16 protein-coding genes and 2 pseudogenes are annotated in these 21,470 nt (G+C 55.5%); 9 read left to right on the top strand and 9 right to left on the bottom strand.

What is annotated here, in order from left to right; translation table 11 throughout:
- Positions 1–13: 13 nt before the first annotated feature.
- Complete coding sequence (locus tag GRPL_RS14925) at positions 14–1,084, bottom strand: AI-2E family transporter (protein WP_032686527.1); 1,071 nt, start codon at positions 1,082–1,084, stop codon at positions 14–16.
- Positions 1,085–1,310: 226 nt separating this feature from the next.
- Here GRPL_RS14925 and bepA point away from each other — a divergent pair, with 226 nt between their 5' ends.
- On the top strand, positions 1,311–2,774 hold the full coding sequence (bepA, locus tag GRPL_RS14930; RefSeq protein WP_032699033.1) for a beta-barrel assembly-enhancing protease: 1,464 nt from the start codon (positions 1,311–1,313) through the stop codon (positions 2,772–2,774).
- A 9-nt stretch (positions 2,775–2,783) separates the two neighbouring features.
- Positions 2,784–3,143 (top strand): arsenate reductase (glutaredoxin), encoded by a 360-nt coding sequence (gene arsC, locus GRPL_RS14935; RefSeq protein ID WP_032699032.1) that lies wholly within the window; start codon positions 2,784–2,786, stop codon positions 3,141–3,143.
- A gap of 90 nt (positions 3,144–3,233) precedes the next feature.
- Here the strand turns inward: arsC and GRPL_RS14940 are convergent, their stop codons facing one another.
- From GRPL_RS14940 to bglK, 5 genes are all read right to left on the bottom strand, one after another.
- Complete coding sequence (locus tag GRPL_RS14940) at positions 3,234–3,935, bottom strand: DnaA inactivator Hda (protein WP_071824600.1); 702 nt, start codon at positions 3,933–3,935, stop codon at positions 3,234–3,236.
- A gap of 94 nt (positions 3,936–4,029) precedes the next feature.
- Positions 4,030–5,319 (bottom strand): uracil permease, encoded by a 1,290-nt coding sequence (uraA, locus tag GRPL_RS14945; RefSeq protein ID WP_032686524.1) that lies wholly within the window; start codon positions 5,317–5,319, stop codon positions 4,030–4,032.
- A 96-nt stretch (positions 5,320–5,415) separates the two neighbouring features.
- Positions 5,416–6,042 (bottom strand): uracil phosphoribosyltransferase, encoded by a 627-nt coding sequence (gene upp, locus GRPL_RS14950; protein ID WP_032686523.1) that lies wholly within the window; start codon positions 6,040–6,042, stop codon positions 5,416–5,418.
- 183 nt (positions 6,043–6,225) lie between these two features.
- Positions 6,226–7,656, bottom strand: coding sequence for a 6-phospho-beta-glucosidase (locus GRPL_RS14955; protein ID WP_032699031.1), 1,431 nt, complete (start codon positions 7,654–7,656; stop codon positions 6,226–6,228).
- A gap of 10 nt (positions 7,657–7,666) precedes the next feature.
- On the bottom strand, positions 7,667–8,560 hold the full coding sequence (gene bglK / locus GRPL_RS14960; RefSeq protein WP_032686520.1) for a beta-glucoside kinase BglK: 894 nt from the start codon (positions 8,558–8,560) through the stop codon (positions 7,667–7,669).
- Positions 8,561–8,825: 265 nt separating this feature from the next.
- Here bglK and purM point away from each other — a divergent pair, with 265 nt between their 5' ends.
- From purM to ppx, 4 genes are all read left to right on the top strand, one after another.
- The gene (gene purM / locus GRPL_RS14970; RefSeq protein ID WP_032686519.1) at positions 8,826–9,863 is read left to right on the top strand and encodes a phosphoribosylformylglycinamidine cyclo-ligase; all 1,038 of its coding nucleotides are present in this window, start codon (positions 8,826–8,828) and stop codon (positions 9,861–9,863) included.
- Positions 9,860–10,501, top strand: a complete 642-nt coding sequence (purN, locus tag GRPL_RS14975; protein WP_032699030.1) for a phosphoribosylglycinamide formyltransferase — start codon at positions 9,860–9,862, stop codon at positions 10,499–10,501. The genes purM and purN overlap by 4 nt, the downstream gene beginning before the upstream one ends.
- 273 nt (positions 10,502–10,774) lie before the next feature.
- Positions 10,775–12,835, top strand: coding sequence for a polyphosphate kinase 1 (gene ppk1, locus GRPL_RS14980; protein WP_032686518.1), 2,061 nt, complete (start codon positions 10,775–10,777; stop codon positions 12,833–12,835).
- A 3-nt stretch (positions 12,836–12,838) separates the two neighbouring features.
- Complete coding sequence (ppx, locus tag GRPL_RS14985) at positions 12,839–14,377, top strand: exopolyphosphatase (RefSeq protein ID WP_032686517.1); 1,539 nt, start codon at positions 12,839–12,841, stop codon at positions 14,375–14,377.
- A gap of 42 nt (positions 14,378–14,419) precedes the next feature.
- On the opposite strand, the gene GRPL_RS14990 is transcribed toward ppx, so the two are convergent.
- Complete coding sequence (locus GRPL_RS14990) at positions 14,420–16,648, bottom strand: sensor domain-containing phosphodiesterase (RefSeq protein ID WP_032695543.1); 2,229 nt, start codon at positions 16,646–16,648, stop codon at positions 14,420–14,422.
- Between the two features lie 370 nt (positions 16,649–17,018).
- On the opposite strand from GRPL_RS14990, the gene GRPL_RS26750 reads away from it, so the two are divergent.
- The gene (locus tag GRPL_RS26750; RefSeq protein ID WP_032686514.1) at positions 17,019–17,192 is read left to right on the top strand and encodes a YfgG family protein; all 174 of its coding nucleotides are present in this window, start codon (positions 17,019–17,021) and stop codon (positions 17,190–17,192) included.
- 42 nt (positions 17,193–17,234) lie between these two features.
- Here GRPL_RS26750 and GRPL_RS15000 read toward each other — a convergent pair.
- Positions 17,235–18,154: pseudogene (locus tag GRPL_RS15000) on the bottom strand (LysR family transcriptional regulator).
- Positions 18,155–18,227: 73 nt separating this feature from the next.
- On the opposite strand from GRPL_RS15000, the gene GRPL_RS15005 reads away from it, so the two are divergent.
- Positions 18,228–19,430 carry an MFS transporter gene (locus tag GRPL_RS15005; protein ID WP_032699029.1) on the top strand — a complete coding sequence of 401 codons (1,203 nt, stop codon included), beginning with the start codon at positions 18,228–18,230 and terminating at the stop codon, positions 19,428–19,430.
- Positions 19,431–19,456: 26 nt separating this feature from the next.
- Here GRPL_RS15005 and GRPL_RS15010 read toward each other — a convergent pair whose 3' ends face one another.
- Complete coding sequence (locus GRPL_RS15010) at positions 19,457–20,341, bottom strand: LysR family transcriptional regulator (protein WP_032699028.1); 885 nt, start codon at positions 20,339–20,341, stop codon at positions 19,457–19,459.
- Positions 20,342–20,435: 94 nt separating this feature from the next.
- Between GRPL_RS15010 and GRPL_RS0125620 the strand changes: the two are divergent.
- Positions 20,436–21,428: pseudogene (locus GRPL_RS0125620) on the top strand (nitrilase family protein).
- Positions 21,429–21,470 lie beyond the last annotated feature (42 nt).

The following is a 21,470-nucleotide window of genomic DNA, read 5'->3' as shown; positions in this document are numbered from 1 at the left end:
TTTCCAGCGCGGACTATTTCTTCTCGTCTTCCACCGCCAGGCCATCCGGCCACGCATGCACCACCGCTTTGATCAGGGTTGCCAGCGGAATCGCAAAGAAGACGCCCCAGAATCCCCACAGCCCACCGAAGATAACCACCGACAGGATAATCACCAGCGGATGCAGGTTGACGGCTTCTGAAAACAGCACGGGTACCAGCAGGTTACCGTCCAGCCCCTGAATAATCAGGTACACCGCAAACAGGCTCCAGAACTCCGGGCCTGCGCCAAACTGGAACAGCGCCACGCCGACCACCGGAATGGTCACCACGAAGGCGCCGATGTAGGGAATCAGTACCGAGAACCCGACCAGCACCGCCAGCAGCAGCGAATAGTTGAGATCAAACAGGATAAAGCCAATCCACGTTGCCACGCCGACGACAATCATCTCCAGCACCTTACCGCGGATATAGTTGGTAATCTGCTGGTTCATCTCTTTCCATACCTGCCCCGCCAGCCCGCGGTTGCGCGGCAGCACGCGGCGCACGGCATTCAGCATCTGCTCTTTATCTTTTAACAGAAAGAACACCATCAGCGGCACCAGCACCAGATAGACCGCCAGAGTCAGTAAACCGACCAGCGAAGCCAGAGAGTATTTGACCACCGAATCGCCGACGGTAAGCACGCGGTTGCGCATATTATCCGCCATGGCGTCGATAATCCCGGCGTCCATCAGCGCCGGGTAACGGCGCGGAACCGTGGCAGCAAAATCGGACAGCTTATTGAGCATGCCAGGCATATCGCGAATCAGATAGATACCCTGCTGCCAGGCAACGGGCATCACCACAAACGCCATCAGCAACAAGACGCCCACGAACAGAATCAGCACGAACGAGGTTGCCCAGGTTCGCGAAAGCCCTACGCGCTCCAGCCTGACGGTTGGCCATTCCAGCAGATAAGCCAGCACGATGGCGACCAGCAATGGCGCCAGCAGGCCGCTGAAAAAGAACATGATCCCGAACCCGGCCAGCAAAATAACCAGCAGCGCTATCGCTTCCGGATCGCTAAACCGACGACGGTACCACTGCATTAACATCTCAAGCATAAAACCCTTCCCTGAAGCGCGTAGCGGCAAAAAAACCGAGGGAATTGTATCTAAATGTCACCTGAAAGACTTCGCTTTTATTAGCAAAGCCACAAACATTCACGCTGGTGTGAATATCATATTTTCAATAGCCTCAACGCCAGCTAAACTCGCATGACGCGCGGAAATGGAACATTACGCCGCCCAATCGGTCAAACTGGCACACCCACATTACAGGACAGAGGTTATGTTCAGGCAGTTAAAGAAAACGCTGGTGGCAACCGTCATAGCGTCGCTGACGCTGGGTTCGATTTTGCCTGCTTTTGCTGACTCCGCAGATACCCTGCCCGATATGGGAACCTCTGCGGGAAGCACGCTCTCTATTGGCCAGGAAATGCAGATGGGGGACTACTATGTGCGCCAGCTACGCGGTAGCGCGCCGCTCATCAACGACCCTCTGCTGGTGCAATATATTAACGGATTAGGTATGCGTCTGGTCTCACACGCTAACTCTGTTCGCACCCCTTTCCACTTTTACCTGATTAATAACGACCAGATAAACGCCTTTGCTTTCTTCGGCGGCAATGTCGTGCTGCACTCCGCTCTGTTCCGCTATTCAGATACCGAAAGCGAACTGGCGTCGGTCATGGCGCACGAAATCTCACACGTCACCCAGCGCCACCTCGCGCGGGCAATGGAAGACCAAAAGCGCAACGCCCCGCTGACCTGGGTCGGTGCGCTGGGCTCGATTCTGCTGGCGATGGCCAGCCCGCAGGCCGGGATGGCGGCACTCACCGGTACGCTGGCGGGAACCCAGCAGGGGATGATCAGTTTTACCCGTCAAAACGAAGAAGAAGCTGACCGCATCGGGATTCAGGTGCTGCAGCGCTCCGGTTTTGATCCGCAGGCGATGCCGGCCTTTATGGGGAAACTGCTCGACCAGTCGCGTTACTCTACCCGTCCGCCGGAAATGCTGCTGACTCACCCCCTGCCGGAAAGCCGTCTGTCTGACGCCCGCAACCGCGCAAACCAGATGCGTCCTGTGGTTGTCCAGTCTTCCGCCGATTTTTACCTGGCCAAGGCCAGAACCCTGGGAATGTATAACTCCGGGGAAAATAAGCTTGGTGACGATCTGCTGAACGCGTGGGCGAAAGGCAATATCCGTGAACAGCACGCCTCCCAGTACGGGCGAGCGCTGCTGGCCATGGGAAGCAATAATTACGATCTGGCGCGCAAAACGCTGCAGCCTCTGCTGAGCGCCGATCCGCAGAACGCCTGGTATCTCGACCTGGCGACCGATATCGATCTCGGACAGAAGAAAACGGCCGATGCGATTAACCGGCTGAAAAATGCTCGCGAAATTCGTACCAACCCGGTTCTGCAGCTGAACCTTGCCAACGCATACTTACAGGGCGGACAAGCGGCGGAAGCGGCGCAAATCCTTAACCGCTATACCTTTAGCTACAAAGATGACAGCAACGGCTGGGATCTGCTGGCGCAGGCTGAAGCAAGCCTCGGCCATCGTGACCAGGAGCTGGCGGCGCGTGCAGAAGGTATGGCGCTGGTTGGCCAGCTCGATCAGGCGATTACTCTGCTGAGCAGCGCCAGCTCGCAGGTGAAACTGGGCAGTTTGCAGCAGGCGCGCTACGATGCGCGTATCGACCAGCTGCGCCAGCTGCAGGAACGATTCCGCCCCTATCAAAAAATGTAAGGAGACAACATGTCTGACGCGGTAAAAATCTATCACAATCCCCGCTGCTCCAAGAGCCGCGACACCTTAAGCCTGTTGAAGGCTAACGGTATCGATCCTGAAGTCGTGCTCTATCTGGAGACGCCGCCGGATGCAGACACGCTGCGCCAGCTGTTGAAAATGCTCGGCATGGTCAGCGCCCGCGAACTGATGCGCCAGAAAGAGGATCTGTATAAATCCCTGGAGCTCGCTGACCCGCAGCTTAGCGAGGACGCGCTGATTCAGGCCATCGTCGATAATCCGAAGCTGATGGAGCGCCCGATTGTCGTCAGCCATGGCCAGGCGCGGATCGGCCGACCGCCGGAGCAGGTTCTGGAAATCGTCAACTGATGCCGATGCGCCATCGTGGTTTTACCGTGATGGCGCAGCGAGTGAACGACGAGGGACGCGGATTTGGCAGATAGCCGAGATCCAGCCCGGCTAGAGCTTGAGGATCTCTTTCACGAAAGGAATGGTCAACTTACGTTGCGCGGTAATCGAAGCGTGATCGAGCTGATCGAGCGTCATAAACAGTGAGCGCATTTCACGATCTAACCGTTTAAGCAAGAAACGACAGACGTCTTCCGGCATCTCAAAACCCCGCAGACGCGCGCGCAGCTGTAGCGCCTGCAGCTTATCTTCATCCGACAGCGGCTGTAGCTTGTAGATTTGCCCCCAGTCGAGGCGCGACGCCAGATCCGGCAACCCGAGATTCAGCTGGCGCGGCGGACAATCGCCGGTAATCAACAAACGCGTTTTACCCGATTCGAGGATCCGGTTATAGAGGTTGAAAATGGCCATTTCCCACGGCTCGTCGCCGGCCACGCACTCGATATTGTCAATGCAGACCAGCGAAAGCTGCTCCATCCCGTCGAGCACTTCCGGTACAAACCACGTACGCTTATCCAGGGGAACATAGCCCACCGCGTCGCCGCGCTGGGAAAGCTCCGCACAGGCGGCATGTAACAAGTGACTGCGCCCCGCCCCTTCGCGTGACCAGATATAGATGTACCCGCTATGTTCCTGCCGCAACACATTCTGTAAGGCAGCAAGAAGAGAAGGATTATCACCCGGCCAAAAACTCGCGAAAGTTTCATCATCGGGAAGATACAGTGGCAGAGAGAGCTGTGCCGGTGCGTTCAGATGGACCTCATCATAGGCTTACAGAAAAACGCGAAGAGTTTATCACGAAGTATGCCTCGAGAGAACCGGGCGGGATCGCCGCCCGGTTGCAGGATTAATGTTTTACTTCTTCACTGTCGGCCGCATCCAGCACAACCTCTTCCGGACGCAGGACGCTGATCAGTTTGAAAATCAGACTCAGACCCACGCCGACAATTGTCGCCAGCGCCATGCCTTTCAGCTCCGCCGCGCCAATGTGCACTTTCGCGCCGCTGACGCCAATGATCAGAATCACGGAGGTCAGAATCAAATTCTGCGCCTTGTTGTAGTCCACTTTCGACTCGATCAACACGCGGATACCGGATGCGCCGATCACCCCGTACAGCAGCAGAGAAACGCCGCCCATTACCGGCAGCGGGATAATCTGAATCGCCGCCGCCAGTTTACCCACGCAGGAGAGCAGAATCGCGAAGACTGCCGCCCCGCCGATAACCCAGGTACTGTAGACGCGGGTGATCGCCATCACGCCGATGTTCTCGCCGTAAGTGGTGTTGGGCGTCGACCCAAAGAAGCCGGAGATCATCGTCGACAGGCCGTTCGCAAACATCGAACGATGCAGCCCGGGATCGCGGATCAGATCTTTTTTAACGATATTCGCCGTCACCACCAGGTGGCCGACGTGCTCGGCAATCACCACCAGCGCAGCAGGCAGAATGGTGAAGATAGCAAACCATTCAAAACGCGGCGTGTAGAACGTCGGCAGGGCGAACCAGTGCGCCTCGGCGATCGGCGTAGTGTCGACAACGCCCATCACGAAAGAGAGCGCGTAGCCGACCAGTACGCCGATGAGAATCGGGATAATGGCCATGAAACCGCGAAACAGCACCGAACCGAAAACCGTCACCGCCAGCGTCACCATCGAAATAATGATGGTTTTACTATCCGGCGACTGCCCGTCAGCCGGCAGCAGGCCGGCCATATTGGCAGCGACGCCCGCCAGTTCGAGGCCGATAACCGCGACAATGGCCCCCATGGCCGCCGGCGGGAACATCACGTCCAGCCAGCCGGTGCCGGCTTTTTTGACAATAAAGGAGACGATGCAGAACAGCGCGCCGCACATAATGAAGCCACCCAGCGCCACTTCATACCCCAGCGGCAACAGCAGCAGAACCGGGGAGATAAACGCGAAGCTCGATCCGAGATAGGCCGGGATTTTTCCCTTACAGATGAAAAGATACAGCAATGTCCCAATACCGTTAAACAGCAGGACGGTAGCCGGGTTGATATGAAACAGAACGGGCACCAGAACCGTTGCGCCAAACATAGCGAACAGATGCTGCAAACTCAGTGGGATAGTCTGTAAAAGCGGCGGTCTTTCACTCACCCCGATTGCGCGGCGCGTCATAGCGTTTTCCTCTAAGAGTCGTTTATTAGTTGCTGTGAGTTTGTTTTATTCAAAAAAAAGCCGACTCTTAAAGTCGGCTTCTTATTATCTATGCAATCACTTGGTACCAAAAATCTTATCGCCGGCATCGCCGAGCCCCGGAATAATGTATCCGTGCTCGTTGAGGCCCTGGTCAATGGATGCGGTATACATCTCAACATCCGGATGCGCTTTCTCCAGCGCGGCAATCCCTTCCGGCGCCGCCACCAGAACCAGCACCTTAATGCTGGAGCAGCCCGCTTTTTTCAGCAGGTCGATAGTGGCGATCATCGAACCACCGGTTGCCAGCATCGGGTCAACCACCAGCGCCATGCGTTCGTCGATATTCGACACCAGCTTCTGGAAATAAGGAACCGGCTCCAGCGTCTCTTCGTCACGATAGATCCCCACCACGCTGATACGCGCGCTCGGTACGTGCTCCAGAACCCCTTCCATCATCCCCAGACCGGCGCGCAGAATTGGCACAACGGTGATTTTCTTCCCTTTGATCTGCTCGATTTCTACCGGACCATTCCAGCCCTCGATGGTGACTTTCTCGGTCTGCAGATCGGCAGTGGCTTCATAAGTCAGCAAGCTACCTACCTCTGAGGCAAGTTCACGGAAGCGTTTGGTGCTGATGTCGTGCTCACGCATCAGGCCCAGCTTGTGTTTGACGAGCGGGTGTTTCACTTCCACAATCTTCATTCTCTTTCTCCTCTGAGGGGCAGCCACAAAAAAAATCGCGGGATTATACCGCTTTTTTCCATTTGCGCCATAGCCGATATGTTTGACCGGGATCAACCAAAATGCTTTGCGCTGCCTGAGCCAGTATAAAACAAAATAAAAAAACCCCGCGCAGGCGGGGTCGCACAAGGCTTGAGGGGAGTTTTACAGCGTTTCGCCGTTGCTGCTGATAACCTGTTGATACCAGGAGAAAGATTGCTTCCGGCTACGGTCCAGCGTCCCGTTGCCTTCGTTATCTTTATCGACGTAGATAAATCCGTAGCGTTTCTTCATTTCACCGGTACCGGCGGAAACGAGGTCGATACATCCCCATGGGGTATAGCCCATCAGGTCAACGCCGTCCTCAACCACCGCTTTTTTCATCTCGGCAATATGCGCGGAGAGATAATCGATACGGTAGCGATCGTTCACCGTGCCGTCAGCTTCGCGCACGTCGATGGCCCCAAAGCCGTTCTCAACAATAAACAGCGGCAGCTGGTAGTGATCCCAGAACCAGTTCAGGGAGTAGCGCAGACCCACCGGGTCAATCTGCCAGCCCCAGTCTGACTTCTGCACGTACGGGTTAGAGACCAGGCTTTGGGTCTCGTCATAATCCAGCAGCGGATTATCATCGGTCGCTTTAGTGGCAAACGACATATAGTAGCTAAAGCCAATATAGTCGACGCAGCCCTCGGCCAGCGCCTGACGATCTTCTGCGGTGATATCCAGCGCAAAACCGCGGCGCGCGAAGTAGTTCAGCAGATGCAGCGGGTACTTACCGCGGACGTGAACGTCGGTAAACCAGTAACGGCGATGCATGGCGTTCATTGCCATCATCATATCGTTCGGGTCGCAGGAGAACGGATAAATCGGGCACATGGCAATCATGCAACCCACCTGCAGCGATGGATTTATCTGGCGAGCGGCTTTTACCGCCAGCGCGCTGGCAACCAGCTCATAGTGCGCCGCCTGATACATCACCGGCTCGCGATCTTCATCCGGCAGATACTTCAGACCTGAGTTGGTAAACGGGGCAAAATCTTCATGGAAGTTAGCCTGGTTATTGATCTCATTAAAGGTCATCCAGTACTTCACTTTGTGCTGATAGCGATCGAACACCACTTTCGCAAAGCGGACGAAGAAATCGATCAGCTTACGGTTACGCCAGCCGCCATACTCGGTCACCAGATGGTAAGGCATCTCGAAGTGAGAGAGCGTAATCACCGGTTCAATGCCGTACTTCAGACATTCATCAAACAGGTCGTCATAGAACTGGAGCCCTGCTTCGTTAGGCTCCAGCTCATCACCCAGCGGGAAGATACGTGTCCAGGCAATCGAAGTGCGGAAGCATTTGAACCCCATTTCAGCAAACAGCTGAATGTCTTCTTTATAACGATGGTAAAAATCAATCGCCTCATGATTGGGGTAATTTTTCCCCGGCAGTACGCCATCGGTGATTTCACGCGGCACGCCGTGTGCGCCGGCGGTCATCACGTCGGCCACGCTGACGCCTTTACCCCCTTCCTGCCAGCCGCCTTCCAGCTGATGCGCCGCCACCGCGCCGCCCCACAGAAAACCTTCTTTAAATCCAGACATGTTCTCTTCCTTATGAGCGATCGCCGTTAAGCGATCGGTTTTGCTGATTAAAATGGTAAACCGCCCCCATCAAACCGGCATCGTTGCCGTGGCTGACGGTGTCGAGATAGTCCGCGATACCGAACCAGGCCAGATGTTCGCGCAGCAGCGCCAAAAAGCCCGGCCGTTCCACAATGCCGCCGCCGATGAAAATGGCCTGCGGATCAAAAATGTTCACCAGGTTATACAGACCGGTACCGAGACCGTTGAAAAAGTCAGCCACCAGCCGCTGGCAAACCGCATCGCCCGCCTCGTAGCGATCGAAGATCTCTTCACCGGTTACCGCTTCCAGCGATTTACCGACATGCCCGGCATAGCGGTCGCGCAATACGCGCATCGTGCAGTTTTCATTCATTGAAGAGCGGCGCACATCGCGGGCGCCGGGGCGTTCGGTCTGCATATAGCCGAATTCGCCCGCGCGAAAACGCGCGCCATGCACCAGCTGGTTGTGACAAAAAATCGCGCCGCCGACGCCGGTGCCGATTGTCAGGACCAGAAAGTCACTCATGTCGACCGCCTTACCCTGCCAGCGCTCGGCGAGCAGGACGCAGTTAGCATCGTTTTCGATGGCGACCGGAAGCCCGGTCTGTTGTTCCAGCCAGCGCTTAATCGCAAAATTATCGAACTGACGGATTGCGCCGCCCATTTCGATAAAGCCGGTGTGCGGGTTGACATAGCCAGGCGCGCCGATCGCCACGCCTTCACACGTCGGGTGAGCAGCAATCCACGCCAGCATCGCTTGCAGTATCTGGTCGCCGTCGCTGTCAATAATCGACTGCTTACCTTTTTCAAGCAGTTCGCCCGCAGCGGTGCTGACGCCCATTTTTAACGCCGTTCCACCGATATCAAATGCGGCAATGTTCATCCCGTCTCTTCCTCCTGAATCCCCGCAGAATCAACCTTCGGCTCTCCTGAACAAAAAAAGAAACCGGTTTCAGTGGCATGATGGCTATTCCCGATGTCAGAGGCAAGTACAAGAATGTACCCGGTTTCATTTTCGTGAACCGCTTCAAATTTGTTCATATCGCAGCCGATTAACGCCGACTGCAAAGCAGGCTCGCAAACGTTTGCTTTCCCTGTTAGAATTGCGCCGATTTTTCTTGCTACCGCAAATGTGTGGAGATTTCGCAGTGACCGATAAAACCTCTCTCAGCTATAAAGATGCCGGCGTAGATATTGATGCAGGCAACGCGCTCGTCGACCGTATCAAGGGTGTGGTGAAGAAAACCCGACGCCCGGAAGTGATGGGTGGACTGGGCGGATTCGGCGCACTGTGCGCATTGCCGCAAAAATACCGCGAGCCGGTTCTGGTTTCCGGCACTGACGGCGTCGGCACCAAGCTGCGGCTGGCGATGGACCTGAAGCGCCACGATACTATCGGTATTGACCTGGTGGCGATGTGCGTCAATGACCTGGTGGTCCAGGGGGCAGAACCCCTGTTTTTCCTCGACTACTATGCAACCGGTAAACTGGATGTCGATACGGCAGCCAGCGTCATCAGCGGCATCGCAGAAGGCTGCCTGCAGTCAGGCTGTGCGCTGGTTGGCGGCGAAACGGCGGAAATGCCGGGCATGTACCACGGCGATGACTATGACGTCGCGGGCTTTTGCGTCGGCGTAGTAGAAAAATCAGAAATTATCGATGGTAGCAAAGTTGCCGATGGCGACGTGCTGGTCGCGCTGGCCTCCAGCGGTCCACATTCCAACGGCTACTCGCTGGTGCGCAAAATTATCGAAGTCAGCGGCGTCGATCCGCAGACCACCGATCTGAATGGTTCGCCGCTGGCCGACCATCTGCTGGCGCCGACCCGCATCTACGTTAAGTCGGTGCTGGACCTGATTGCTAACGTTGAAGTCCACGCGATTGCCCACCTGACCGGCGGCGGCTTCTGGGAAAACATTCCGCGCGTTCTGCCGGATAACACCCAGGCGGTCATCGACGAGTCCTCCTGGCAATGGCCAGAAGTGTTCAACTGGTTGCAGCAGGCCGGTAACGTCAGCAGCCATGAAATGTACCGTACCTTTAACTGCGGCGTCGGCATGGTTATCGCCCTGCCGGCAGACGTCGCCGACAGCGCCATCGCGCTGCTGAACGAGAAAGGTGAAAACGCGTGGAAAATCGGCTATATCAAAGCTTCTGATTCCGAACAGCGTGTGGTCATTGAATGAAAAACATTGTGGTGCTGATTTCCGGTAACGGAAGCAATTTGCAGGCGATAATTGATGCCTGCGCCCGAAAGCAGATTAACGGCACCCTGAGAGCGGTATTCAGCAATAAGGCCGACGCGTTCGGCCTTGAACGCGCGCGTGAGGCCGGTATCCCGGCCCATGCGTTGTCGGCCAGCCAGTTTGCCAATCGCGAAGCCTTCGATCGCGAGCTGATGCATGAGATCGATGCTTATGCGCCGGATCTGGTAGTGCTGGCAGGCTACATGCGGATCCTTAGTCCGGCGTTTGTCGCCCATTATCAGGGGCGCCTGCTGAATATCCACCCGTCGTTGTTGCCAAAATACCCGGGGCTGCATACGCATCGCCAGGTACTGGAAAACGGTGATGAGGAGCACGGTACCTCGGTGCATTTCGTCACCGATGAGCTCGACGGTGGTCCGGTCATTCTGCAGGCCAAAGTGCCGGTTTTTGCCGGGGATAGCGAAGACGAGATTACCGCCCGCGTGCAGGCTCAGGAACATGCCATCTATCCGCTGGTGGTGAGCTGGTTTGTGGACGGTCGTCTGCGCATGGAGGGGAATCAGGCCTGGCTTGATAACACCCCTCTGCCACCGCAGGGCCATGCGGCCGAAGAATAATCATCAGCGTCTCCGGCACTCGCCAGAGGCGCCTTTTATTGGTTCAGCGCCAGCCGCTTTCCCCCGGTTTTGTTCAAATCAGCGATGATTTTTGCCCTGTATATCTCCAGGCACGGCCTCGCTTTGCACACAATATGGGCACTCGCTCGCCATCGTTTTTGTTCACAGCACATTGAAAGAAAACTGTCATACTTCTTTGACATAGTTGGACATTCAATGGCAAAGCTCGCCATAATGAAAAAGCAACATCAATCAACCGGAGTGTGAGTTGTAATGGGCCAGGAAAAGCTATATATCGAGAAAGAACTCAGCTGGTTGTCCTTTAACGAACGCGTACTTCAGGAAGCGGCGGATAAAAGCAATCCACTGATTGAGCGCATGCGCTTTTTGGGCATCTACTCCAACAACCTCGATGAATTTTATAAAGTGCGCTTCGCTGAACTTAAGCGCCGCATCATAATTAGCGAAGAACAAGGGAGTACCGCCCATTCTCGCCATTTGTTAGGCAAAATTCAGGCCCGCGTTCTGAAGGCCGATCAGGAATTTGACAGCCTGTATAATGAGCTGCTGCTGGAAATGGCGCGTAACCAGATCTTTTTGATCAATGAACGCCAGCTCTCGGTGAATCAGCAGTCCTGGCTACGCAACTATTTTAAACAGTACCTGCGTCAGCACATCACCCCGATCCTGATTAACCCTGAAACGGACCTGATCCAGTTCCTGAAAGATGATTACACCTATCTGGCGGTCGAAATCATCCGCGGGGAAACCATCAACTACGCCCTGCTGGAGATTCCGTCAGATAAAGTCCCGCGGTTCGTCAATCTGCCGCCGGAAGCACCGCGTCGCCGCAAGCCAATGATCTTGCTTGATAACATCCTGCGTTACTGCCTCGATGATATCTTTAAAGGCTTCTTTGACTACGATGCGCTGAACGCCTACTCGATGAAAATGACCCGTGACGCCGAGTACGATCTGGTGCACGAGATGGAGTCGAGCCTGATGGAGCTGATGTCTTCAAGTCTGAAACAGCGTCTGACGGCGGAACCGGTGCGTTTTGTTTATCAGCGCGATATGCCGGACACCATGGTTGAAATGCTGCGCGAGATGTTCTCCATTTCACGCTACGACTCAATGCTGCCCGGCGGGCGCTATCATAATTTTAAAGACTTTATCGGCTTCCCGAACGTCGGTAAGGCTAATCTGGTCAACAAGCCGCTGCCGCGCCTGCGCCACACCTGGTTCGATAAGTTCCGCAACGGGTTTGATGCCATTCGCGAACGCGACGTGCTGCTGTACTACCCGTATCATACCTTTGAGCACGTGCTGGAACTGCTGCGCCAGGCCTCATTCGATCCGAGCGTGCTGGCAATCAAAATCAATATTTATCGCGTTGCCAAAGATTCACGCATCATCGACTCGATGATCCACGCCGCCCATAACGGGAAAAAAGTCACCGTGGTGGTGGAGCTGCAGGCGCGTTTCGACGAAGAAGCCAACATTCATTGGGCGAAACGTCTGACCGAAGCGGGGGTACACGTTATCTTCTCCGCGCCGGGGCTGAAAATTCACGCCAAGCTGTTCCTGATCTCGCGCAAAGAGGGAGACGAAGTCGTCCGCTACGCGCATATCGGGACCGGTAACTTCAACGAAAAAACCGCCCGTCTGTACACCGACTATTCGCTGCTGACGGCAGATGCACGTATCACCAATGAAGTGCGCCGCGTCTTTAACTTTATCGAAAACCCATATCGACCGGTGAGCTTCGATTACCTACTGGTTTCACCGCAGAACTCGCGTCGCCTGCTGTATGAAATGATCGACAGAGAAATCGCCAACGCCCAGAACGGTCAGCCTTCTGGCATCACGCTGAAGCTGAACAACCTGGTCGATAAAGGACTGGTGGATCGACTTTATGCCGCGTCAAGCTCCGGGGTTCCCGTTAACCTGTTGATTCGTGGCATGTGCTCTTTGATTCCTGGGCTGGAAGGGATCAGCGAAAATATTCGCGTCACCAGTATCGTCGACCGCTTCCTTGAGCACGACCGCGTCTATGTTTTCGAAAATGGCGGCGACAAACAGGTTTGGCTCTCCTCTGCTGACTGGATGACGCGTAATATTGACTACCGTATTGAGGTCGCCGCGCCGCTGCTGGATCCGCGTTTGAAGCAGCGCGTACTGGATATTTTTGATCTCTTATTCAACGATACGGTCAAAGCACGCTATCTTGATAAAGAACTGAGTAATCGCTATGTGCCGCGCGGCAATCGCCGTAAAGTGCGCGCACAGCTGGCGATTTACGATTATCTCAAATCACTCGAACAACCCGACTAACCTATGCCAATAAACGAAAAAACCCCTCGTCCGCAGGAGTTCGCTGCGGTCGACCTTGGTTCAAACAGTTTTCATATGGTGATCGCTCGCGTCGTCGACGGAGCCATGCAGATCATCGGCCGCCTGAAACAGCGGGTTCACCTGGCCGATGGACTGGATGAAAATTCCGTGCTCAGCGAAGAGGCGATCGCCCGCGGGCTTAATTGCCTGTCGCTGTTTGCCGAACGCCTGCAGGGTTTTTCTCCCTCCAGCGTCTGCATCGTCGGGACACACACCTTACGCCAGGCCGCCAACGCCGCGGAATTTCTCAAGCGCGCGGAAAAGGTGATTCCCTATCCGATAGAGATAATCTCCGGTAACGAAGAGGCGCGTCTGATTTTTATGGGCGTCGAGCATACGCAGCCGGAACGGGGCCGTAAGCTGGTCATCGATATCGGCGGTGGGTCGACAGAGCTGGTGATTGGCGAGGATTTCGAACCGCGTCTGGTTGAGAGCCGTCGTATGGGCTGCGTCAGCTTCTCGCAGATCTATTTCCCCGGCGGCACCATCAACAAAGAGAATTTCCAGCGCGCGCGTCTGTCGGCCGTGCAGAAGCTGGAAACGCTGGCGTGGCAGTTCCGCATCCAGGGCTGGAATGTGGCGCTGGGCGCCTCCGGCACCATTAAAGCTGCGCAGGAAGTGCTGGTGGCGATGGGTGAGAAAGACGGTTTTATCACCCCGGAACGCCTTGAAATGCTGGTGGATGAAGTGTTGAAGTATAAAAACTTTGACGCGCTCAGCCTGCCGGGTCTGTCGGAAGAACGCAAAGCGGTGTTTGCTCCTGGGCTGGCTATCCTCTGCGGCGTTTTCGATGCGCTGGCGATCAAAGAGCTGCGCTTGTCTGATGGCGCGCTGCGTGAAGGCGTGCTGTATGAGATGGAGGGACGTTTTCGCCATCAGGATATCCGCAGCCGCACCGCGCAAAGTCTGGCAAACCAGTACAACATTGACCGCGAACAGGCGCGTCGGGTACTGGAAACCACCACCCATATATTCGAGCAGTGGCAGGAACAGAACCCCAAACTGGACAACCCGAATCTGTCGGCGTTGTTGAAATGGGCGGTGATGCTGCACGAAGTGGGGTTGAATATTAACCACAGCGGAATGCACCGCCACTCGGCTTATATTCTGCAAAACAGCGATTTGCCGGGCTTCAATCAGGAGCAGCAAATGCTGATGGCGACGCTGGTTCGCTATCACCGTAAAGCGATCAAGCTGGATGATTTGCCCCGCTTTACGCTGTTTAAGAAAAAGCAGTTCCTGCCGCTCATTCAGCTTTTACGCCTTGGTATTTTGCTGAACAACCAGCGTCAGGCGACCACCACCCCGCCCACGCTCAGGCTGAAGACCGAAGCCAATCACTGGACGCTGGTCTTCCCGCACGACTGGTTCAGCCAGAATGCGCTGGTGCTGCTCGATCTGGAAAAAGAACAGCAGTACTGGGAAGGCGTTCCTGACTGGCTGTTGAAAATCGCCGAAGAAGAGCCGGACAGCAAAAACTAGTCCCGAGGCCGGGTTGCTCTCACCCGGCCCGTTTCTTCCCCGTCAACTCGCTTCAGCCGTCACCAGAGACGCCAGTGGAACCGGTTGGCCAATCTCATACCCCTGCAGATAATCAATCCCCAATGACAGCGCCGCCTGTCGAATCTCCGGCGTTTCCACATACTCCGCAACCACCTGCATATTCTTCATCCGCGCCAGATGGCAAATCGATGCCACGACCTGATAATCAAGACTGCTGGAGTGCAAATTACGAATAAAGCTGCCGTCAATCTTCAGCAGATCAACGTTCAGAGTTTTCAGGCGCGCGTAGCTGGCATAGCCGGTACCAAAGTCATCGATTGCCACCCGACACCCCAGCGCCTGCAAATGCGCCAGCGTTTGCCGTGCCTGCTCAGGGTTGCTGAGCGAATGGTTTTCCGTTAACTCAAATAGTAACTGCCACGGTTCAACATGATACTGCGCCAGCAGTCGTTCCACCTCGCCAGGGAACTGGCTCCTGCTGACGGAGGCCGGCGAAAGATTCACCGCCAGCCGCAGCCCGGGTAAAACTTTTCGGTGCAGGTTCATAAAGGCGAGCGTATTCTCCAGCACCCACAGGTCAATACGGGATGACAGGCCAAACTCATGCGCCACCGGGAGAAAATCATCCGGGTAAATGAGCTTCCCGTCATCTCCCGCCATGCGCAGCAGAACTTCATAATAGTTGTCACCGCGAATACCGACGATCGGCTGCGCCATCAGACAAAAACGATTCTGCTCCAGCGCCTGCTGGATCTGGTTCATCATCGCCACTTTATCCCGTAAGCCATGCTGAATATGCACCGCCCCGCGACGCTGCATATTTTCTGGCTGGCCGCTGGTCAGAGACAGATCTGCAATATTATTCAGCTCGCCTAAAAGCAAATAGAGGTGCTTCACCGGTGAGCGGACGCTGCAGTAACTCATCCCTACCGCAGGCTGCAGAGGTATACCATCCCAGATAAAGCGAAACTGTCGTATACGCTCATCCAGCGCGGCAATACGCGCCTTATGATCGCCGCTGTTCAGACGGAGTACCAGCTCGTGTCCTGACAGATGGTGAACGGCCTCGTTCGGCTGGAGTAAGTCGCCCAGATGTTCAGCCAGTTTTTGTTTATATTGAATGCGCAGCATAACGCCATAATGGCGCCCCAGCAGCTCCAGCTCAGGAATGCGTAAAAAGCACAGCACCGACCACATTGAACTGTCCAGCGACCGACTCAGCGCCCGTAAATTGGGCATATGGACAACCGGATCGAGAAACGCCATCCGCCGTACCCTGGCATGAATCAGACGCTGCTGGGTCGCCAGCATGGCCATATAAGTAATAATAAATGAGAACACCAGATAGCTCGAAGAGGTAATGGCCAGCTGATTGTCATATCCCGGAGAAAAAGGCAAATAGCGATAATGAAAGTGAATAATGATGATTAAAACCGGCGTCCAAATCATTGCGATACAGCGATAGCCAAAGCGCATCGCTCCCCACAACATTACCGGCATGAGTAATGACAATGTATAGTTTGTGCTAAATATCGTACTCTGACCATTCAGCGGTATTAATAACAAACCCAATAACATTAACAATGTTATCGACCATAAAACAAATTCACCACATTTTATTTTTGGATCAACCTGTAACTTCGCTTGTGAAATAAAACTACGCAGATAAAAAGGATTGCGAAGAATACGAATCAAGAAATAGCACAGCGGAACACCGGTTAAACCGCCCACCATCAAGGCCTGAAAAGTAATCAGCGAGCGTAAACTTAACGGATCAACCCCAGCCAGTTCCGTCATCCGCGGGTGCATGCCAAGATACTCGGCAACCTGAGAAAGCACGAGAAAAATGAACGAAGGCAGCAGCATCTGCCAGAACAGACGATACGGCATCAGGCTCACGTTACCATGGTAAATATGCTGCCGGCGCGGCACAAAAATCCGATAGCCGCCCCAGCACAGAACCGCCGGGATAAGAAAATGAAAAACGACCACAATGGCTTCCCACGGACTCATTCCCCGGGCCACGGTGCACAGCAGGCCGATGATAATGCCGGGCAGCGCCGCCACATCAAAAAACAGCATAAGACTCTGGACCAGCGCCAACGGCAAATAGTAAAGCGAAACTTCACTACCGCCCAGCTCAGCATAGGTATTTGCCCCTCGTGCCAGAGGCAGTAAAAGCAGGGGTAAAATCAGCGGCAGCGCCCACCATTTATCCCGATATTGTCTGTATCGTTTAATTATTTTCATTGATGCTCGACAGATAACCCAAATTCCCGCAGGGTATATTCAGGCAGGCATCCAACCTAACCATCCTAGCCGCATAAGGAATACCTACGCGGAACAGGCAAGAGATTTTAGTTATCAGCACACGCGGACTGTTGATATAAATCAATAAACCTTTTAGCTATGATTAATAAAGCTTATTTTTATGCGTCTGTTCGAATGAAAGAAAAAGGATGTGAATGTGATAATTATCTTACATAACATTAAGTAATGTTTGAGCGGCGGATTTTTACATCCTCATCAATTGACCCTGCTGCATTCCTGTGCCTTAATACCCTTATCGCCCCAGTTGTGGGTATACCTCAAGGAACCTTTTGTGAGTCAGGCACCCAGTATGCGTAAACGACATCGATTTAACCGTCGCATGACCCGTATCGTACTGCTTATCAGCTTTATCTTCTTCTTTGGACGCTTTGTCTACTCTTCTATTGGCGCCTGGTATCATCATCAGGACAAGATCGAGTCCCAGCAATCGACGCTCCCGGTTGATACCACGCCGCGGGAATAAGCCAGCACATTACGGTGCCAGCCAGTACGGCATGACATTGCTTTAAACGGTAAACTGCACCTCTCGCAGCAGGCGCAGCATTTCGCCGATCCCTTTGCTGAGAATTTTATCCTGACGCATCACGACTCCCAACTGACGGTGGAGTACTGGCGTCAGCGATTGAACGCGTAACCCCTGCCGATCGTCATGATGCGCCACCGCCATGCGTGGAACAATGCTGTATCCCAGTCCGGCACGCACCATTCGCTTGATGGCTTCAATACTGCCCAGCTGCATCACTGGCGAAATATCGCGCCCGCTAGCACGAAACCAGCCATCAATCAGCTCCCGGGTTCCGCTTCCGGCCTCAAAGGCAATCAGCGGCAGCGCCTGCAGCACCTCCGGCGTCAGCTCCAGCGGCAGCGCATCCTGTCCGCAGGCAAAAATAAACACAAACTCCTCTTCCACCAGCGGGGCTATTGCCAGGTTGCGCCCGTGCGCCGGAAGCGTGACCAGTCCGAGATCGAGTCGGTTCTCCTCCACGGCACGCACGATATCCAGCGTATTGCCGGTCGTCACGCCTACCGTCAGCAGCGGATGCGCCTGCCGCAACTGCTGTAAGACAGGCGGTAACAGATGAATGCAGGCCGTGGCCCCCGTTCCGAGCGTTATCGCGCCGCTGATTTCGCGACTAAACTCGCTGACCGACAGCACCGCCGCGCTGACCGCTCGTTCAATATTGTCACCGTGAGCCAGCAGAGCCATACCGGCCGCCGTCGCTTTAATCCCCCGTCCGGTCCGCTCAATCAACCGGGTCTGCAGAAACTGTTCCAGCTGACGGACCTGCAGACTGACCGCGGGCTGCGATAGCCCCAGGATATCCGCAGCAGCAGAGAAGCTCCCCCGCTGTACCACCAGTCGAAAAGTAGCCAGGTTTCCCAGATTAAGCGTCGTCATCTCAAAGTTTCTCTTATAAGGGTCATAAACGAACGAGTCTGCCTGCACAATAGCGCGCAGGTTATGCTGCCGACAACTGCATAACAGACTGAGATACGAATGAAAAATACGGAAAACAGACGCGCCGCGCCCGCCATGCTGACGCTTGCCGCTGGATGCAATCAGCTGATTAACTGGGGAATTTCATTTTATATGCCGGGCACTTTTGCCCGGGCTATCGGGCAGGACACCGGCTGGCCAGAGACACAAATCTACCTCGGCCTGACGATCGCCATGTTGATAATGGCGCTAATCTCCCCGTTTGTCGCCCGCCTGCTGGCCCGCTTTGGCGGCCAACAAATTGTGGTCAGCGGCACGCTGGCGATCGCCGCAGGCTGTTTCATGATGGCCGCTATACCTACCCTATCCGGTTGGCTGGGTGCCTGGCTACTTACCGGTATCGGAATGCGTCTGGCGCTGTATGATGCGCTGTTCGCCGCGCTGGTGAATCTGTACGGACAACAGGCAAGACGAACCCTTTCCCGCGTGACGCTGGCTGGCGGCCTGGCTTCCGCTCTGTTTTGGCCACTGGGCGCATTTTTGTTGACGATGATGAGCTGGCGGGAGGCGTTGCTGGTTTATGGCCTGCTGGGCCTGTTCAGCGCACTGTTGCTCTGGCGAATGCCGAATGCCAGGCGACCGGCGGCGATACCCCCGAAAGCGCATCGGCCCACTTCTCACCAGCAGAGACGCGTTGGTCTGCTGTATGCGGCGCTGATCGCGCTGGTGACGTTTGTTTCTAACGGAACCTCCACCCATTTGCCGGAATTTATTGCCCACTACGGTCTGCCAGTGGCGGCGGGGATGCTCTGGGGCATTGGCCAGACCGGCGCCCGTTTTCTGGAGGTCGCCTCGGGTTCGGTGCTCACGCCGCTTCGACTTACGCTGCTGACCACGTTGCTGATGCCGGTCTGTTTCGCCCTCGGTCTGAGCGGGCCATATCTCATCTGGGCGGCCGGCGGATTTGTGCTGGGCTATGGCGCCATCAATGGGTTAACGACCGTGTTTAAGGCCACGCTACCGCTACAGCTTTTTGCCGCCGAGGATTACGCCAGCCGCACCGGTATCCTGTTGATCCCCGCCCAGCTGCTGGCCGCCGCCTCGCCGTTTGTCTACGCCTGGTTAAATCAGCAGTTCGGGGTGCAGGGGAGCTTAGGTGTTTCCGCTGCGCTGACGCTGGTGGTCGCCGGGCTGGCGCTGGCCATTGCCCGGAGCCAGTCCGACCAGCCTCCAGAGGCGATGCCGGCAGCCATTGATTCCTGAACTTCGTGGCGATACCTGCACGCGCCTTAGCGAGGAGGTATCTCCCCGTTCTTCCGACAGACCATCGCGATAAAACGATCGCGGACGGCATCTACCACCTGTGGATTCCAGGCAACGCCAACCTGCCATTGCGCGCCCTCCCCCGTCACGGTAACGAGCGTTATGCCCGCCGGCAGGAGATGACATGCGCCGGCGGGAAGCAGCGCAACACCATTTCCGGCGGCAACCAGCGCCAGCAGCGTATGAATATCGTCAGCATCCGCCACAATGTCAGCGGTCAGGCAATTGATTTGCAGGAAATGCGCCGTTTGCTGTGCCAACCCACGGCCGCGCCTTGGGTTAATTTGCAGCAGCGGGAACTGTCGGAGCACCGAGGCGATATCCGGGAGCGCCTGCGTTGCGCCAGCGGGCACGGCAAGCACCAGGCTCTCTTCCATCAGCGCCTGGGCCTCCAGCGCGTCCGGAACGGGCATCCGCACGAACCCGGCATGCAGCTGCCCCTCCAGCAGCATTCGATACTGCTCGTGGGAAGCGATATCGTTGAGGGAGACGTCAATATCGGGAAACTGCTGGCGAAAGGCTTTAACTTGCGCCGGGGCCAACTGGAAGGTTGAGATGCCGAATCCCAGCGCCAGCGTGCCGACGTTTCCGCGCCGGACCTGCTCCGTCCAGGCACAAAACTGGTCATGCTGCGCCACAAAATGGCAGGCCTGAGAATAGATAGCCTCCCCCGCCGCGGTTAGCTGTGCTCCCTGCCGCCCCCGCTGAAAAAGGGTCATGCCCGTCAGATGCTCCAGGGTCTGGATTTGTTTCGTCAGCGCCGGTTGGGTCAAACAAAGCCGCTCCGCCGCCGCATGGTAGCGCCGCTGCTGGGCCAGGGTGACGAACGCCCGTATTAATCTGATGTCCATTCCAGTCCCTTATCAAACGCGGAGAAAGCGTGATTATACATCCTGTGTCTCTGCTGGCGTAATGCGCTCAGTTTTTAGCAACGAGAAGAGACCTATGAACAACGAACTTCAGGTAGCTACGGTACAGTTCTGCCACCGCGCTAATGATAAGTCCTATAACCTGGGCATTATGGAACGCTTTATTCATCAGGCAGCCGGCGAAGGTACCCGCATTCTGGCCTTTCCCGAAATGTGCATTACCGGCTACTGGCACGTTATCGATCTCAGCGCCGAAGAGGTGGGGTCGCTCGCCGAGCCCATTGACGACAGTCCTTCCCTGGCGAGAATTGCCCGCCTGGCACAAAGTTACGAGATGGCCATTGGCGTGGGGCTGATTGAAAGAGCGAGTGACGATCGCCTGTATAACACCTACGTCGTTTGTATGCCGGATGGCCAGAGACATATCCACCGCAAGCTGCACGCCTTTGAACATCCGGCGATAGACCAGGGGGATAGCTTCACCGTCTTCGATACGCCGTGGGGAGTGAAAGTTGGCGTTCTGATCTGCTGGGACAATAATCTGACGGAAAATGCACGAGCTACCGCGCTGCTGGGCGCGGATATCCTGCTGGCCCCTCATCAAACCGGCGGTACGAACTCCCGCAGCCCGTTCGGGATGAAGCCCGTACCCGTAGCCCTTTGGGAGAACCGGTATCAGGATCCTGACGCGCTGAAAGCCGCGTTCTAGGGCCGTAACGGTCGGGAATGGTTGCTCCGCTGGCTGCCCTCAAGAGCGCACGATAACGGGATGTTTATCTTATTCAGCAATGGCGTCGGGCTCGACAACGGGGAGGTGCGTACCGGCAATGCGATGATTATCGATCCCTATGGCCGCATTATTGCAGAAACCGATGCGTTTGAAGACACCCTGGTCTGCGCCACGCTGGATTTAAGCCTGCTTACCATGTCCACGGGCCGACGCTGGATTCACGGCAGACGCCCCGAGCTCTATGCGATTCTGAGCCAGAATCAGGGTTATGAACGCGATGCTCGCAGCGCGCGTTTCTCAACGGAAGTGCCCCAGTTCAGCGATAAAACTCAGCATTAATCCGGCGGCAGAAAAGAAAAAGCCCCCTGTAAAAACAGAGGG

The sequence above is a fragment of the Klebsiella planticola ATCC 33531 genome, assembly GCF_000735435.1.
Taxonomy (GTDB): domain Bacteria; phylum Pseudomonadota; class Gammaproteobacteria; order Enterobacterales; family Enterobacteriaceae; genus Klebsiella; species Klebsiella planticola.
This window is presented reverse-complemented; position numbering and strand designations above follow the sequence as displayed.

Excerpts from the sequence above, each read along its gene's own strand:
- GRPL_RS14925 (WP_032686527.1), bottom strand. The coding sequence starts at position 1,084 with ATGCTTGAGATGTTAATGCAGTGGTACCGTCGTCGGTTTAGCGATCCG.
- bepA (WP_032699033.1), top strand. The coding sequence starts at position 1,311 with ATGTTCAGGCAGTTAAAGAAAACGCTGGTGGCAACCGTCATAGCGTCG.
- arsC (WP_032699032.1), top strand. The coding sequence starts at position 2,784 with ATGTCTGACGCGGTAAAAATCTATCACAATCCCCGCTGCTCCAAGAGC.
- uraA (WP_032686524.1), bottom strand. The coding sequence starts at position 5,319 with ATGACGCGCCGCGCAATCGGGGTGAGTGAAAGACCGCCGCTTTTACAG.
- upp (WP_032686523.1), bottom strand. The coding sequence starts at position 6,042 with ATGAAGATTGTGGAAGTGAAACACCCGCTCGTCAAACACAAGCTGGGC.
- GRPL_RS14955 (WP_032699031.1), bottom strand. The coding sequence starts at position 7,656 with ATGTCTGGATTTAAAGAAGGTTTTCTGTGGGGCGGCGCGGTGGCGGCG.
- bglK (WP_032686520.1), bottom strand. The coding sequence starts at position 8,560 with ATGAACATTGCCGCATTTGATATCGGTGGAACGGCGTTAAAAATGGGC.
- purN (WP_032699030.1), top strand. The coding sequence starts at position 9,860 with ATGAAAAACATTGTGGTGCTGATTTCCGGTAACGGAAGCAATTTGCAG.
- ppk1 (WP_032686518.1), top strand. The coding sequence starts at position 10,775 with ATGGGCCAGGAAAAGCTATATATCGAGAAAGAACTCAGCTGGTTGTCC.
- ppx (WP_032686517.1), top strand. The coding sequence starts at position 12,839 with ATGCCAATAAACGAAAAAACCCCTCGTCCGCAGGAGTTCGCTGCGGTC.
- GRPL_RS14990 (WP_032695543.1), bottom strand. The coding sequence starts at position 16,648 with ATGAAAATAATTAAACGATACAGACAATATCGGGATAAATGGTGGGCG.
- GRPL_RS26750 (WP_032686514.1), top strand. The coding sequence starts at position 17,019 with ATGCGTAAACGACATCGATTTAACCGTCGCATGACCCGTATCGTACTG.
- GRPL_RS15005 (WP_032699029.1), top strand. The coding sequence starts at position 18,228 with ATGAAAAATACGGAAAACAGACGCGCCGCGCCCGCCATGCTGACGCTT.
- GRPL_RS15010 (WP_032699028.1), bottom strand. The coding sequence starts at position 20,341 with ATGGACATCAGATTAATACGGGCGTTCGTCACCCTGGCCCAGCAGCGG.